The organism is Streptomyces griseomycini (assembly GCF_014203535.1).
In the GTDB taxonomy this organism is placed as follows: Bacteria; Actinomycetota; Actinomycetes; order Streptomycetales; family Streptomycetaceae; genus Streptomyces; species Streptomyces griseomycini.
In genome coordinates this window covers 637527-651025 of record NZ_JACHJI010000002.1, presented here as the reverse complement: position 1 = coordinate 651025, position 13499 = coordinate 637527, and the positions used below count along the sequence as shown (strand labels likewise).

At 73.2% G+C, this 13499-nt stretch carries 12 protein-coding genes and 1 pseudogene; 7 read left to right on the top strand and 6 right to left on the bottom strand.

All coding sequences use genetic code 11. The features are described 5' to 3' along the window. Nucleotides 1-13: 13 nt before the first annotated feature. Nucleotides 14-1243, top strand: coding sequence for a hypothetical protein (locus FHS37_RS07480; RefSeq protein WP_229889791.1), 1230 nt, complete (start codon nucleotides 14-16; stop codon nucleotides 1241-1243). Between the two features lie 504 nt (nucleotides 1244-1747). On the opposite strand, the gene FHS37_RS07475 is transcribed toward FHS37_RS07480, so the two are convergent. Next, entirely contained in the window at nucleotides 1748-2065 is a 318-nt protein-coding gene (locus FHS37_RS07475; RefSeq protein ID WP_184818327.1) for a chorismate mutase, read from the bottom strand. Nucleotides 2066-2434: 369 nt separating this feature from the next. Here FHS37_RS07475 and guaA point away from each other — a divergent pair, with 369 nt between their 5' ends. Then, complete coding sequence (guaA, locus tag FHS37_RS07470; protein ID WP_184818325.1) at nucleotides 2435-4015, top strand: glutamine-hydrolyzing GMP synthase; 1581 nt, start codon at nucleotides 2435-2437, stop codon at nucleotides 4013-4015. A 9-nt stretch (nucleotides 4016-4024) separates the two neighbouring features. Here guaA and FHS37_RS07465 read toward each other — a convergent pair whose 3' ends face one another. Then, a complete protein-coding gene (locus FHS37_RS07465) occupies nucleotides 4025-4498 on the bottom strand; it encodes a pyridoxamine 5'-phosphate oxidase family protein (RefSeq protein WP_184818323.1) in 474 nt (157 codons plus the stop codon). Nucleotides 4499-4729: 231 nt separating this feature from the next. Between FHS37_RS07465 and FHS37_RS07460 the strand changes: the two genes are divergently transcribed. Together FHS37_RS07460 and FHS37_RS07455 are read left to right on the top strand one after the other, a co-directional pair. Then, nucleotides 4730-6010 carry a hypothetical protein gene (locus FHS37_RS07460; RefSeq protein ID WP_184818321.1) on the top strand — a complete coding sequence of 427 codons (1281 nt, stop codon included), beginning with the start codon at nucleotides 4730-4732 and terminating at the stop codon, nucleotides 6008-6010. A gap of 204 nt (nucleotides 6011-6214) precedes the next feature. Beyond that, nucleotides 6215-6745: a DoxX family membrane protein gene (locus tag FHS37_RS07455; RefSeq protein WP_184818319.1), complete on the top strand. Its 531-nt coding sequence runs from the start codon at nucleotides 6215-6217 to the stop codon at nucleotides 6743-6745. Nucleotides 6746-6747: 2 nt separating this feature from the next. On the opposite strand, the gene FHS37_RS07450 is transcribed toward FHS37_RS07455, so the two are convergent. After that, on the bottom strand, nucleotides 6748-6975 hold the full coding sequence (locus FHS37_RS07450) for a hypothetical protein (protein ID WP_184818317.1): 228 nt from the start codon (nucleotides 6973-6975) through the stop codon (nucleotides 6748-6750). Beyond that, nucleotides 6962-8440, bottom strand: a complete 1479-nt coding sequence (locus FHS37_RS07445; RefSeq protein WP_184818315.1) for a PspC domain-containing protein — start codon at nucleotides 8438-8440, stop codon at nucleotides 6962-6964. The genes FHS37_RS07450 and FHS37_RS07445 overlap by 14 nt, the downstream gene beginning before the upstream one ends. A 179-nt stretch (nucleotides 8441-8619) precedes the next feature. Between FHS37_RS07445 and FHS37_RS07440 the strand changes: the two genes are divergently transcribed. Both FHS37_RS07440 and FHS37_RS07435 read left to right on the top strand, forming a co-directional pair. Further along, nucleotides 8620-9912, top strand: coding sequence for an ATP-binding protein (locus tag FHS37_RS07440; protein ID WP_229889792.1), 1293 nt, complete (start codon nucleotides 8620-8622; stop codon nucleotides 9910-9912). After that, on the top strand, nucleotides 9909-10652 hold the full coding sequence (locus tag FHS37_RS07435; protein WP_184818311.1) for a LuxR C-terminal-related transcriptional regulator: 744 nt from the start codon (nucleotides 9909-9911) through the stop codon (nucleotides 10650-10652). The genes FHS37_RS07440 and FHS37_RS07435 overlap by 4 nt, the downstream gene beginning before the upstream one ends. A gap of 12 nt (nucleotides 10653-10664) precedes the next feature. On the opposite strand, the gene FHS37_RS07430 is transcribed toward FHS37_RS07435, so the two are convergent. Beyond that, nucleotides 10665-11726, bottom strand: coding sequence for a C40 family peptidase (locus FHS37_RS07430; RefSeq protein ID WP_184818310.1), 1062 nt, complete (start codon nucleotides 11724-11726; stop codon nucleotides 10665-10667). A 404-nt stretch (nucleotides 11727-12130) separates the two neighbouring features. On the opposite strand from FHS37_RS07430, the gene FHS37_RS07425 reads away from it, so the two are divergent. After that, nucleotides 12131-12484, top strand: coding sequence for a hypothetical protein (locus FHS37_RS07425; protein ID WP_184818308.1), 354 nt, complete (start codon nucleotides 12131-12133; stop codon nucleotides 12482-12484). On the opposite strand, the pseudogene FHS37_RS07420 reads toward FHS37_RS07425, so the two are convergent. Next, nucleotides 12462-13472 (bottom strand): annotated as a pseudogene (locus FHS37_RS07420) (tellurite resistance/C4-dicarboxylate transporter family protein). The gene FHS37_RS07425 and the pseudogene FHS37_RS07420 overlap by 23 nt on opposite strands. Between the last annotated feature and the right edge of the window lie 27 nt (nucleotides 13473-13499).

Here is a 13499-nt window from a genome sequence, read left to right as displayed (position 1 = left end):
AGTCCCCGACCCCGTGGCCGAGCAGCCGTCCGAAGAGCCCGGGCCGGAGTCCTCCTCCCTCCCGGACGACGTGTGGGAGAAGTTCGTCCGGGACAGCGAGCGCGACATCCGTTCCTCCGCCTCCAAGGAACCCTCCGCCCGGGCCCGCATGGTCACCGAGCGGCTGCGGGCCATGGACGAGGCGCAGGCCAGGACGGGCGGCGGTGGACGCCGCCGGGGCAGGAAGAAGAAGGCCGCTCCTCCGCCCGCCCGGCCGGAGGGCCGGCGCACCGGTCCCGCCCGGCAGGAGACGGACGGCCGGACCTCGCGCCGCCGCAAGGTCTGGAGCGCCGTGGGTGTGCTGGTCGCCGCCGCACTGGCCGTCGTCGCCGTCAACCCGTCCGCCGCGCTGTCCTGGCTGCCCGGCGGACTCGGCGACGGTTCCGGCGGCACGGACGCGGCCGGCCCGGCGTCCCCGGCGCCGCTCGCCCCCGGGACGGCCCGCCCCGGCGGTGCGCCCTCCGCGGCCCCCGCCGGCACCCCCACCCGTGAGCGGCCCTTCGCCGGGTCCCCGGCCGCCCGCTGGGAGTCGGGGGCGGACGCCGTCCGGCTGCCGGAGGCGAAGGCCGTCAACGGGGTCCCCGCCGGCCGGATCGAGGAGGCCCTGCGGCGGACGAAGGAGTTCCTGGTCGCCTCGAACCTCGACCCCGAGGTGCTGAGGGGCGGCGAACCGAAGAAGGCGCTGGCCCTCGTGGACCCCTTGGAGAAGGAGTACCTCTCCGATCTGCGCGCCGCGCTGCGCAAGCCCACCGAGGAGAACGACCCGGTGGGGACGTTCACCCGTTTCGGCCCCGAAGAGGTCGACCTCGCGGGCGACGTGCGGGTCCGCGGCCGTATGACGGTGAAGCCCGAGCGGGGAGCCGCCGGAAAGGCCGTGATCGAGGCCGACTACACCTTCGTGTACGGGGTGGCCCGCGCCGACGGCGGCGACGAGGCGACCCGGGTCGTCGTCCGCCGGGTGGTCGAGGTGGACGTCGCGGACCCCGCCCGGTACCGGAGCACCGAGGGACACCTCTGGGTCCTCGCCGTCGACGGCGAGACATCCAACGACGACTGCCGGGACGGCGACGGCGTGATCCGCCCGTACTTCTCCACCGACCTGCGGACCGCTCCCCGGCCGACCGGAGAGGCCCGCGCCCCGTACGACCGCAGCAAGGGGGTGGCCCGGGCCGACGGGGGGTGCGGCGTCGCCACCCGCACCTGACGCCGACGTCCGTACGGCATGAGCGTCCGTACGGCATGGACGTCCGTACGGCGCGCGAAGGGCCCCGCGGGTGGAACCGCGGGGCCCTTCCCTCGTCAGCACCGACGTCAGGGCGGCATCGGTGCCCGGGAGCGGCGCCGGGGGGAAGCGCCGCGAGTCTCCGCCGCACCCCTTTCGTGACCGTCGGGTCCGGGCGGGTGCGGTTCTGGCCGGCCGGCCCCGGGCGTCCCCGGAGCCGGCCGTTCTCTTGGGTGACCGGGCTGCTGTCCCCTGCCGTCCGGTCACTCTTCCGGAGCGAGGTCCCACGACGTACGGCACGATCCGCACGTCTCATCGCTCCGGCGAGCCACGCGTGGTTCTCTCGGGCCCGCCCCTGGCTGGCACGGACACCGGTACCAACGAAGGGTTCCGGCGCCGGTCACGCGCCGCACGGGTGAGAAGCGATGCGTACGTCTGTCCCGGGAACGGGAAGACGGGGACGCGGCCCTCGTGCCGCCCGCCGGCTCAGATCTTCCCCCGGCACAGCTCCAGCAGGGTCATCGCGAGCGTGGTGCCCGGCTTGCCCAGCGCGTCCCTGTAGTGGGCGAGGACCTCCATCTCGCGGGAGAGGTTCACGCGCCGGCCGCCGGAGGCGATCCGCTCCTTCTGGATGACGGCCGACACGGCCATCCGTTCCTGCACGAGGCCGATGATCCGGTCGTCGAGCGCGTCGATCCGCTCACGGGCGCCGGTGATCACCTCGGCGGCCTCGGCGGTGCGGGCGCCGGTCTTCTCGGTGGGCTGCGGCGTCGTGGACTGCGGCGTGGCGGCGGTGACGGTCATGTCGGGGCTCCTCGATCGGTGGGTGCGGGGTGCCCCGGAGCGACAGGACCCGGGAAACGCCAGGCGCCCCGGACCTTGTCGGCCCGGGGCGCCTGGGAAGTCGCTTGTCAGTTGCTCAAGCAGCACGACCATGGCAGCCGGCGGGCCGGTCGCCATAGGTAAAGAGGAAGGTCGGGTGCGTGAGCATGGGGCCCAGTATGCCGCGCGTCCCCGGAGTGTCCAACACGGATCGCATGGTGAGACACACATCTGCGCGGGGCCGTGCGGCGCCGTGCGGTGACGCTCGGGGAGCGAGAGCAGGTGTCCACGCCCACCCCGGTAGAATCGGAAGACACAAGACCCCCCCGCCCCACCGCCGGAAGGCATCTCGTGTCATCAGCGAATCCCGCTGCCAACGCGCCCGACACCGTCCTGGTCGTCGACTTCGGCGCACAGTACGCCCAGCTCATCGCCCGTCGCGTCCGCGAGGCGCGGGTCTACAGCGAGATCGTGCCGAGCACCATGCCGGTCGCGGACATGCTCGCCAAGAACCCGGCGGCGATCATCCTGTCCGGCGGTCCCTCGTCCGTGTACGAGGAGGGCGCCCCCCGCCTCGACCGCGAGATCTTCGAGGCGGGCGTCCCCGTCTTCGGCATGTGCTACGGCTTCCAGCTCATGGCGCAGAGCCTGGGCGGCCAGGTGGACAACACCGGCGCCCGTGAGTACGGCCGTACGGATCTGCACGTCTCCAGGACGTCCTCCACCCTCTTCGAGGGCACCCCGGACGAGCAGGACGTCTGGATGTCGCACGGCGACGCCTGCTCCGCCGCCCCCGAGGGCTTCACCGTCACCGCCTCGACGGACGTCGTCCCGGTCGCCGCGTTCGAGAACGACGACAAGAAGCTCTACGGCGTCCAGTACCACCCCGAGGTGATGCACTCCACGCACGGACAGCAGGTGCTCGAGCACTTCCTGTACCGGGGTGCGGGCCTCAGCCCGAACTGGACCACCGGCAACGTCATCGACGAGCAGGTCGCCGCCATCCGCGAACTGGTCGGCGACAAGCGCGCCATCTGCGGCCTGTCCGGCGGCGTGGACTCCGCCGTCGCGGCGGCCCTCGTCCAGAAGGCCATCGGCTCCCAGCTGACCTGCGTGTACGTCGACCACGGACTGATGCGCAAGGGCGAGACCGAGCAGGTCGAGAAGGACTTCGTGGCCGCGACCGGCGTGCAGCTGAAGGTCGTGGACGCGAGCGAGCGGTTCCTGGACGCGCTCAAGGGGGTCAGTGACCCCGAGGAGAAGCGGAAGATCATCGGCCGGGAGTTCATCCGGGTCTTCGAGCAGGCCCAGGCCGAGATCATCGCGGACGAGGGCCCGGCCGTGGAGTTCCTCGTCCAGGGCACCCTCTACCCGGACGTCGTCGAGTCCGGCGGCGGCACCGGCACGGCCAACATCAAGTCCCACCACAACGTCGGCGGCCTCCCCGAGGACCTCGAGTTCAAGCTGATCGAGCCGCTGCGCAAGCTGTTCAAGGACGAGGTCCGGATGGTCGGCCAGGAGCTCGGCCTGCCGGAGGAGATCGTCCAGCGCCAGCCGTTCCCCGGCCCGGGGCTCGGCATCCGCATCGTCGGCGAGGTGACCAAGGAGCGGCTCGACCTGCTCCGCGAGGCCGACGCCATCGCCCGCGAGGAGCTGACCGCGGCCGGTCTCGACCGGGACATCTGGCAGTGCCCGGTGGTCCTGCTCGCGGACGTGCGGTCCGTCGGCGTCCAGGGCGACGGCCGGACCTACGGCCACCCGATCGTCCTGCGTCCGGTCTCCAGCGAGGACGCCATGACCGCCGACTGGTCGCGGCTGCCGTACGACGTCCTCGCGAAGATCTCGACCCGCATCACCAACGAGGTGCGCGACGTCAACCGGGTCGTCCTCGACGTCACCTCCAAGCCGCCGGGCACCATCGAGTGGGAGTAGTCCCGACGGTCACGTCCGCCTGAGGGTCCGCACCGGCTCTCCGGGCTTCCAGACCTGGACGACGAGGTACTTCTCGTCCTCGACGAAGGTCCGTACGACCTCCGTCAGCTCGGTGCGGAAGAGGTGGAACGGCTCCGGCGGTTCCACCTCTTCGGCGTACTCGGCCCGGGTCTCCGCGTCCTCGACCTCGATCGCCCGACCGCTGATCCGGACGTCGCCGCCGCCCATGCCCGTGCCCTCCCCGGGGTTCGCCTGGAGTGCGAAGCGCGGGTCGCGGCGCAGGTCGAGGGCCTTGAGCGAGTTCGGCATCATGCCGAGCCAGAGCTCCCCGTTCAGGAAGCGGACCTCCAGGCCGGTGGTACGCGGCGAGCCGTCCCTGCGCAGGGTCGCGAGGACGTGGTGGGTGTACGCGCCGAAGCGGGCCTCGACCCTCTTCGCGAGATCGGGTTCGGCGGTGGCGAAGGCCTCCCAGTTCGTGTTCATGGAGGCGAGTGTGGCGTGGATACCGGACACCTTGTGTCGGGTATCCACGGCCGCGTCAACACGACATGTCGAAGTTCACCCGTCCGACCGGACCTGCCGAACGGGGAGGGCGTGGTGTAGGGCACAATTCGCTGTCGTCACGGGGGAGTTGTCGACGTGTGGGTGTGCGCCCCGGGGGCGTGCACATGGTTGTGGTCCTGGTCGAGTGTGCGGGGAAGGCGGGCTTCGGGCGTGGCGGTGCAGGAGGCGAGACGGGGCGGCGGGGACGCGGCCACGCACGAGGGCGGCTGCACCTGCGGGGACTGCCCGCACGGGGCGCGTGAGGGGCATCGGCGCGCGGTCGCCGCGTTCCTGCTGAAGCGGGACGAGTACGCGGCGGGGCAAGGGCTCCCGGCCGCGGTGGCCCACTCGGCCTCCGCCTCCCGGCAGTGGGTCTCGGAGGAGCTGGCGCAGGCCGCTGAGGCCGTCGCCGAACGCGGGCGTGCCGAGGGCGCGTCGTGGCTGGCCCGACTGTGGCGCCGGACCGCGGTGGTCGTGTGGGCGGGGGTCGTGCTGCTGCTCCTGGGGCAGGCGCTCACGGCGGTCGGCGCGGGGTGGACCGCCGCGCGCACCGCGGGACTGACGGCCGCGCTGGTCGTCGCGGGTGCGCTGACCGCGGCGTCGTGGTTCCACCGGACGCGCGGTGGGGTGCTCGCACCGGTGATCGGGGAGGACAACCGCCTCTCCACGTCCCGTGCGGTGGCTGCCGCCTGGGTGCTGTTCCTGGCGTACGCGGTGCTGGTCCTGGCGGGGCGGCTGGCGCTGGCCTCCGGGCACCGTGAGCGTGACGCGCTGATCAACGGGCTCGAACTGGCCCGGGGCGCGGGGGTGGTGACCGTCCTCGCCGTGGTGTGCGGGATCGCCGTGCTGGTGCGGCGGGTGGTCGGGCTGAGGGTGCTGGGGCAGCGCCTGCAGAAGGTGCGTGCGGACCGGCCCCGGGCGGCGGACCTGCTGACCGACGACGCGGGGCGGGGGACGTTCGCCGACATCCAGTACGTCGTGATCAGCGCCGTCGCCCTGGTGTTCGCGGCGGTGCGGCTGGCCCGGCGGCCGGACCAGTTGCCGGATCTGCCGTGGGGGCTCGCGGTGGTGGTGCTCGTGTCGGCGGCGACGTATCTCGCGGGGAAGTACGCGGAGGGCGGGCGGCCGGTGATCCTGTCGGTGGTGCGGGCGCGGGAGGCCGGCGATCTGGACGCGCCGATCCGGACCGGCGACGACATCGAGATCCGCGGGGCGGGGTTCGTGCCGGCGGGTGCGCAGGGGGCCGATCGGTTGTCGCGGATGGTCGTCCGGGTGGGGGCGGTGAACGTGCACGTACCGCTGGTGCCGGTGACGGGCGGGTTCGACAACCCGACGGACACGTTGCTGACGGTGCCGGTACCGGCGGAGGTGGAGCCGGGACGGGTGGAGGTACAGGTCGTGACGGCAGCGGGGGTGGAGACGAACCGGTACGCGATCGACGTGGCGGAGTAGGCGGAGCAGGTGGAGTGCCTGCTGCGCGTGTGCGGTCCGGTGGGCGGACCGGGGCCGCGTCGGGGCGTCCGTCCCCGGTCCGGTGCGGGCGGCTGCCGGGCGATTCGAGGAAAAACCGTTCCTCAGGGTTGAGCCGGGTCTGAACGTCGTACGTATGGTCTGTCGAGGCGGTCTCGGTACGGCGGTGAGAGGCGGCAGGTGGCGATGACTCAGAGTACGGGAACGGACACGTACGGCCCTCGTGTCGGCGGGGGCGGGGACTGGCGGGACACCGCGACCCGCTATGCCCTGGTCCCTCTCCGGATCTTTCTCGGGGTCACCTTCGTCTACGCCGGCCTGGACAAACTCACCGACAGCGCGTTCATGAAGGAGGCCGGTGCCGGCTCCGTCGGTGACATGATGAGGGCCGCTCGGGACGCGTCCGCCGTCCCCGCCCTGGTCGACGTGGCGCTGGAGAGTCCCGTCGCGTTCGGTTACGCCATTGCCCTCGGGGAGCTGGCCGTGGGGATCGGCACCCTGCTCGGACTGCTCACCCGTCTGGCCGCCCTCGGCGGTGCGCTGATCTCCCTGAGCCTGTGGCTGACCGTGAGCTGGTCCGCCGATCCCTATTACTACGGGAACGACCTCCCGTACCTCATGGCCTGGATCCCGCTCGTGCTGGCGGGCGCACCCCTGCTGTCCGTGGACGCGGCCCTGCGCGCGCGGCGGCGGCAGCGGACGGGGACGTACCGCTAGGGTCAGGCCGGCGTGTCCGGGTCACGGGGGTCCGGCGTTCGGCGTCGGCGTACGAGGCTCGTCAGGAAGGCCACCGTGCCGGCCAGGCACAGGCCGCCCGTGACGACGGGGATCATGACGAACCACGGGGTCTCCCAGGCGCCGCCCGCGTCACCGGCGTAGAGCACGGCGGCGAGGGTGAGGAAGGCGCCCGCGACCAGCCTGCCGGGCTGGAACTCATGACGCAGCACGGCTCACCTCCGCCTGTCCCGCGCCGACCTGGAGGTCCAGGACGAGCGTGCCCGCCTTCTCGACGCCCGCGGGTGGGGTCAGGGTCAGCTCCTTGTGCTTGCCCGGTGCCACGTCCACGTCCTTCTTCCCGTCGCCGGGCAACTGGATGTCGCCGACTCCCACCTGGATGCTCAGCTTCACGGTGACGTCCTCGGGGACGATCACACGGATCCGGCCCAGCCCGACGTCCGCGCGTGTGGACACGGTCTCTCCCGCGGGCACCTGGACCCCGGACAGGTCCAGGGTGCCGGCGCCGGTGCCCACGTCGTAGGCCGGGCGTATCTGCGCGACCGAGGCGGGCTCCCAGGTCGTGCGCATCCACTCGGTGCCGATGTCCTTGGGGATCGCGGCCGAGCCGGCGAGCAGGCCCGCCGTGATGACCGCCAGGACGATGGATCCGGCCCCGGTGCGGCCCAGGAACGCGCTGACCGCCACACCGATGCCGAACACGGCGAGCGCGCAGGCCAGGCCGGTCTGCAGGCTGGTGCCGAGGGGGTGTTCCTCCCAGGCCAGGCGGGTGCCGAGGCCGGCCGCGAGGAGGGCGAGCAGGAAGATCCAGCCGCCGATCCGGCGAGGACCGCGCGGCTTGGGCGGCCGGCGATGCGGGAGGTGTGCGTCGTCGCGGGCGTCGGCACGGGCGCCGAGGCCGATGTTGACGGCGGCCGCCACGTCCAGCTCGCGGGAGTCCCGGGGACCCCACAGATAACCCGTGCCGCCGACGTGGGTGCCGTCCTTGACGATGGGGTCGCGCCACCAGGAGGGGAAGGCGGTGGGGACCGGCGGGGCCTGGGGCTCCGGCGGGGCGTCCGCGGCGGCCTGGGCGGCGATGGGGTCGGGGTCGGGGGCGCCGCGCCGCCGGGACCAGTAGCCGGCGCCGGCGAGCAGCAGGGAGAGTATGACGGCGAAACTCAGCACGCCGCCGTTGTTCAGCATCGTGAGGAAGACGCCGCAGCCGACCAGCGCGAACAGCACGGCCGTCAGCGTGTGGCCGTCGACCCGGCCGGTCAGCAGCCTGCGGATCTCGTTCTCCTCCTCGTCGTCGTAGGGGACGAGGAGCCAGGCGAAGCCGTAGAAGATCAGGCCGATGCCGCCGGTGGCGGAGAGCACCGCGAGGGTGATCCGGAAGATCACCGGGTCCATGTCGCACTGCCGGCCGAGCCCGGCGCAGACCCCGCCGAGCAGCTTGTGCCGGCGGTCGCGCCGGAAACGCAGGGGAGGTTCGGCCGCGGCCTCCCCGGCCGGATCCCGCGGTGCGGTCCCCCCTTCCTTTCCACGCGCGCCCGCGTGCTCGTGCGCGCGCGCGTGGGCCGCGGCGCCGCGTGCCGGGTCCGCGGCCGGCGCGGCGTCCTCCGGCCCGGTGCCCGGAGCCGGGCGCGGGCCGGAGCCGGGTCCCGGACCCGTGGCGGCGTGCTGGTGATCTGTCATGCGTCCATGGTGACGGGAGAGCCGCCGCGGCGGCAGTCGGTACGACCCTGGCCGGACCCTGATATCGCCCCTGAGGCCGGGACCGGGAGATGTTCGAGGGAGCCGGCCCGCGGAGATCAGGGGAGTCTCCGGGACGGACCCTGATGCTCCGGCAGGCCGGGCGTGTGACCATCATTGGCATGTCGGAAGCCGCAGCAGCGCCCATCGCCGAGCCGCGGCCGCCGCGCAAGCTCTACCGCAGCAGTGACGGACGCTGGCTCGGTGGTGTGGCGCGGGGGCTCGCCGGACACCTCGGGCTGCCCGTGACCTGGCTACGGCTCGTCTTCATCGGCCTGTTCATGGCCGACGGTCTCGGCGCGCTGCTGTACGCCGCGTTCTGGTTCTTCGTCCCGCTCGGTGTCGGCGGTGTGGACGCACAGAGGCCGCCCTCGCTGGTCACCGCCGAGACCTCGCCGGACGGCCGGCGCAGACTCGTCACCCGCAGACCGGACAAGGGACAGATCGTCGCCCTGCTCCTCATGGTCGTCGTGGCCATGATCTTCGTGGGCAGTGTGGACCTCAGCAACGGGACCAGGGCCTACCTCTGGCCGACCGTGCTCGTCGGCGCGGGCGTGGCCCTGGTCTGGCGGCAGGCGGACAACGCCCGCCGGGCCCGCTGGATGGAGGTCGGCCGCCGCCGGCGCACGGTCACCCTGCTGCGGGCCGTCGCCGGTGTGCTGCTGGTGACCGCGGGAGCCTCGGGCATCTTCGTCCTCCAGGGCTCCGGTGCCCACCTCGGCTCCGTGCTGCAGGCGGCCCTGGCGGTCCTCGTCGGTGTCACCCTCCTCGCCGGCCCCTATCTCGTGCGCATGACCCAGGACCTGTCCGAGGAGCGCCTGATGCGCATCCGTGCCCAGGAGCGGGCGGAGGTCGCCGCACACGTCCACGACTCGGTGCTGCACACCCTCACCCTGATCCAGCGCAACGCGGACAACGCGGGCGAGGTGCGCCGCCTCGCCCGTGCCCAGGAGCGCGACCTGCGCGCCTGGCTCTACAAACCGGAGGGCAACGGCAAGGACGAGGACGACGAGCCCACCACCCTCGCCGAGGCCGTGAAGCGCAGCGCCGCCGAGGTGGAGGACAAGCACGGCGTCCCCATCGAGGTCGTCGTCGTCGGCGACTGTCCGCTCGACGAGAGGATCGGCGCGCAGATGCAGGCCGCGCGCGAGGCGATGGTGAACGCCGCCAAGTACGGTGGCGAGGGGGGTGCCGTTCAGGTCTACGCCGAAGTCGAGGGGAAGACGGTGTTCGTGTCCGTCCGGGACCGCGGCCCCGGCTTCGACCTCGACGCGATACCCGCCGACCGCATGGGCGTTAGAGAATCGATCATCGGCCGCATGGAGCGCAACGGCGGCACGGCGCGGCTGCGTGCGGTGCCGGACGGCGGTACGGAGGTCGAGCTGGAGATGGAGAGGGCGGAGAAGACGTCATGAGCGAGCCGACCGAGGCGAACGGAACGGCGGGACCGGCACAGGGGGCCGAGTCCGCGGAGTCGGCCGGCGGCGCCGGCGGGCGTCGGGTGCGCGTCGTCCTCGTCGACGACCACCGCATGTTCCGTACGGGCGTCCAGGCCGAGATAGGACGGACCGAGGAGACGGGTGTCGAGGTGGTCGGCGAGGCCGCGGACGTCGACCAGGCGGTCACGGTCATCACCGCGACCCGGCCCGAGGTGGTCCTCCTCGACGTGCACCTGCCCGGTGGCGGCGGCGTCGAAGTGCTGCGCCGTTGTGCGCCGTTGATGGGCGACACCGAGCAGCCGGTGCGCTTCCTGGCCCTGTCGGTGTCGGACGCGGCGGAGGACGTGATCGGGGTGATCCGGGGCGGTGCCCGCGGATACGTGACCAAGACGATCACCGGAACCGACCTGGTCGACTCGATCTTCCGGGTCCAGGAGGGCGACGCCGTCTTCTCCCCGCGCCTGGCCGGCTTCGTCCTGGACGCCTTCGCCTCGACCGACGCCCCTCCGGTCGACGAGGACCTCGACCGTCTCACCCAGCGCGAGCGCGAGGTGCTGCGGCTGATCGCCCGGGGGTACGCCTACAAGGAGATCGCCAAGCAGCTGTTCATCTCCGTGAAGACGGTCGAGTCCCATGTCTCGGCGGTGCTGCGGAAGCTCCAGCTGTCCAACCGGCACGAACTCACCCGCTGGGCGACGGCGCGTCGGCTGGTGTGACGGGCGGACGCCTCAGACCACCCGCGTCGCGCCCGCGAACGGCATCCGGTCGACGGGATCCAGGCGTACCGGGGCCGACGGGTTCGGGGCGTGGATCATGCGGCCGTCGCCGACGTAGATGCCGACGTGGCTGATGCCGGAGTAGAAGAACACCAGGTCACCGGGGCGGAGCTCCGAGCGGGAGACGCGGCGGCCCGTGGTGATCTGCGCGTAGGTCGTACGCGGCAGGGAGACGCCGGCGGAGCGGTAGGCGGCCTGGACGAGGCCCGAGCAGTCGAAGGCGTCCGGGCCGGTCGCGCCCCAGACGTAGGGGCTGCCGATCTTCCGGTAGGCGTAGGAGACGGCCTCGGCCGCGCGGGGACCGGGTGCCTGGGAGGTGACGGAACCGGGGGCCGCCAGGCCGTCCCGGGTGCCCGTCGAGGAGCGCGCGGCGCGGTCCGTCCCGTCGGTGAGTGCCGCGCGTTGCCCGGGTGTCAGCCGGGACCACAGGTCGCGTGCGGCGTCCAGTTTTCCGGTGATCGTCTTCCTGTGCCGTTCCAGTTCGGCCTGTCGGGAGGCCAGGGACGCCAGCTCGACGCGCGCGGCCCCGCGCAGCCGCTCGATCTCCCGGAGCTGTGTCCGCACGCGCCCCACCGCCGCATGCTGACGGCTGCCCGCGCGTTCGGTGACCGCGGCGCGGTCCAGGTAGCCGTCGGGGTCCGTGGAGAGGAGGAGTTGCAGGGCCGGGTCGAGGCCGCCGCCGCGGTACTGCGCCGCCGCGACCGACCCCAGCGCTTCCCGGGCCGAGTTGAGCCGGTCCTGTCCGCGGGCCGCCTCGTCCTGCAGGTCGTGCAGCCGCTGCCTGGCCGACCGGGCCTTCTCCCGCGCGCCGTTGTACTTCTCGGTGGCGACCTCCGCCTCCTGGTACAGCTTGTCCACCTTGGCCTTGACCTGACCCGGAGCCGGCGGCGGCTCGGCGTGCGCCGCCCCCTCCAGACCGGTCGCGGTGGCCGCGCAGGCCAGAGCGAGGGCGGCGGCCGTGCGGGCCGTGGTGCCGCCCGCCGAGCGCGGTCCGGGCTTGCGGTGCGCTGCCACCTGGGATCCCGTCCTCTCCGACGACCGCCTGGTCCGGCGGCGCGGCGGCGCACTGGGGGAGCAGTCCGCCGCCGGACCTTCTCGGCGCGGGTGCCCGGTCGCCGCCCCTGGTCCGGACGGCGGTGGGAGCCGGTCACCTGGTCGAGGACGTTAGACCCGGCCGCACGGCTCCGGTGACGGGTTGTGCGGAAGTGGCGGGAGCGGACCGGCAGGTGACCGTAAGTGACCGTGCTCCCCTCCCGGCGCCGCCCTCTTCACGCAGAGCGATGACCGATGTGCCGGATGCGGGAAGGGCGGGCGGGCCGTGGTGCTATGCGGTGCACGCATGAGGCAGGCCGTCGTCCCGACGCACCGCGCCGGGCCGGTGGCGGACGGAGCGGCGGGCCTGGCTAGGCTCCGGCCTCATGGACGTACTCATCCACCTCTTCGTCGGCCTGCACATCATCGGCATCGCGTCGCTGCTCGGCGGCTTCCTCACCCAGATGAAGGCGATGGGCGAGGGCACCGCCCGTTTCAGCCCGGCGATGCTGCACGGTGCGCTGACGATGCTGGTCACCGGTGTGGTCCTGGTCGGCCTCAACCAGGCCCAGGACTACTCCGTGGACAACATCAAGATCGGGGTGAAGCTGGCCCTGCTGATCGTGATCCTCGGCCTGGTCTACGTGAAGCGGGACGAGGAGAAGGTGGACAAGGGCCTGTTCGGCCTCGTCGGGCTGCTGACCACGGCGAACATCTTCATCGCCGTGCTGTGGACCTGACACCGTCCCGTACGGGCACGGACGTGATCGCGGCCCGCGCGGAGGCGACCGTCCCGGCGGCGACCGCGACCCACACCAGCACACGCCCCAGGCCGTCGAGCCACGGCAGGCCGACGGCGGTGGCCGCGGACAGCGCCGCCGCCGCGGTCATGCCCAGGGGGAACACGGTCGCCCAGCGCCGCGTGTCGTAGCACGGCTGCGGCCGCGCGATCCCGGCGACCAGCGGCACTCCGTACCAGGCCAGGTCGAGCACGAGCAGAACGACGGTCATGAAGCGGAGGACGTCGCCTCCGTCCTCGTTCCACAGGCGCAGGTGTGCGCCGCCGGCGGCGAGCAGCTCCGATCCGGCGAGCGACGAGACGGCGGTCGCACCGCCCGCGACCCGGTGGTCCCCGGTCCCCTCCGTCACCTGCCGCAGGTCGAGGCGGAACAGGGCGAGACCGTGGAGCGGCAGCCCGAGCCGGAACAGCACCGGCGCCACGCGCGCGAGCCAGGCCGCCGACTCGGTCGCCGCCGGCGTGACGCCCAGGACGGCGGGTCCCTGCGGGGCCACGCAGCACAGGAACACGGATCCGGGCATGCGCGGCAGCCGGCGCCGTACGGCGAGGACGAGGACGAGGACGAGCAGCGTCGGCCAGAGCACGGCGGTCCGTGCGAGCAGCGCCCGGGCGGGGGTGTTCCGGCCGAGCGCGGACACCCGCGTGCCGAGCACGGTCGTGGCGGCGACCGCGGTGAGCGCGCCCGGCGTCTCCGCCTCCGCCGGCCACCGCTCCCGCAGCAGCCGCAGGACGAACCCCGCGGCCGGCCCCAGCCGGGCGGCTCAGGCGAGCAGGAGGAGGATCCGCGAGAGGGTCTCGCGCCCCGCCAGACGCAGGGCCACCGACACGGTGCCGGCCGCCGTCACGGCTGTGCCGGCCGCCGGTGAACGCCGCGCCCACCGGGCGCGGAAAGGGACGGGGAGGGAGGACAAGGGGGAGGAGCCGGGCATGTCCCGATGCTGGAAGAGCACGCCGGG

Excerpts from the sequence above, each read along its gene's own strand:
- FHS37_RS07465 (WP_184818323.1), bottom strand. The coding sequence starts at position 4,498 with ATGAACACGAACTGGGAGGCCTTCGCCACCGCCGAACCCGATCTCGCG.
- FHS37_RS07445 (WP_184818315.1), bottom strand. The coding sequence starts at position 8,440 with ATGACAGATCACCAGCACGCCGCCACGGGTCCGGGACCCGGCTCCGGC.
- FHS37_RS07455 (WP_184818319.1), top strand. The coding sequence starts at position 6,215 with ATGACTCAGAGTACGGGAACGGACACGTACGGCCCTCGTGTCGGCGGG.
- FHS37_RS07435 (WP_184818311.1), top strand. The coding sequence starts at position 9,909 with ATGAGCGAGCCGACCGAGGCGAACGGAACGGCGGGACCGGCACAGGGG.
- FHS37_RS07425 (WP_184818308.1), top strand. The coding sequence starts at position 12,131 with ATGGACGTACTCATCCACCTCTTCGTCGGCCTGCACATCATCGGCATC.
- FHS37_RS07475 (WP_184818327.1), bottom strand. The coding sequence starts at position 2,065 with ATGACCGTCACCGCCGCCACGCCGCAGTCCACGACGCCGCAGCCCACC.
- FHS37_RS07440 (WP_229889792.1), top strand. The coding sequence starts at position 8,620 with ATGTCGGAAGCCGCAGCAGCGCCCATCGCCGAGCCGCGGCCGCCGCGC.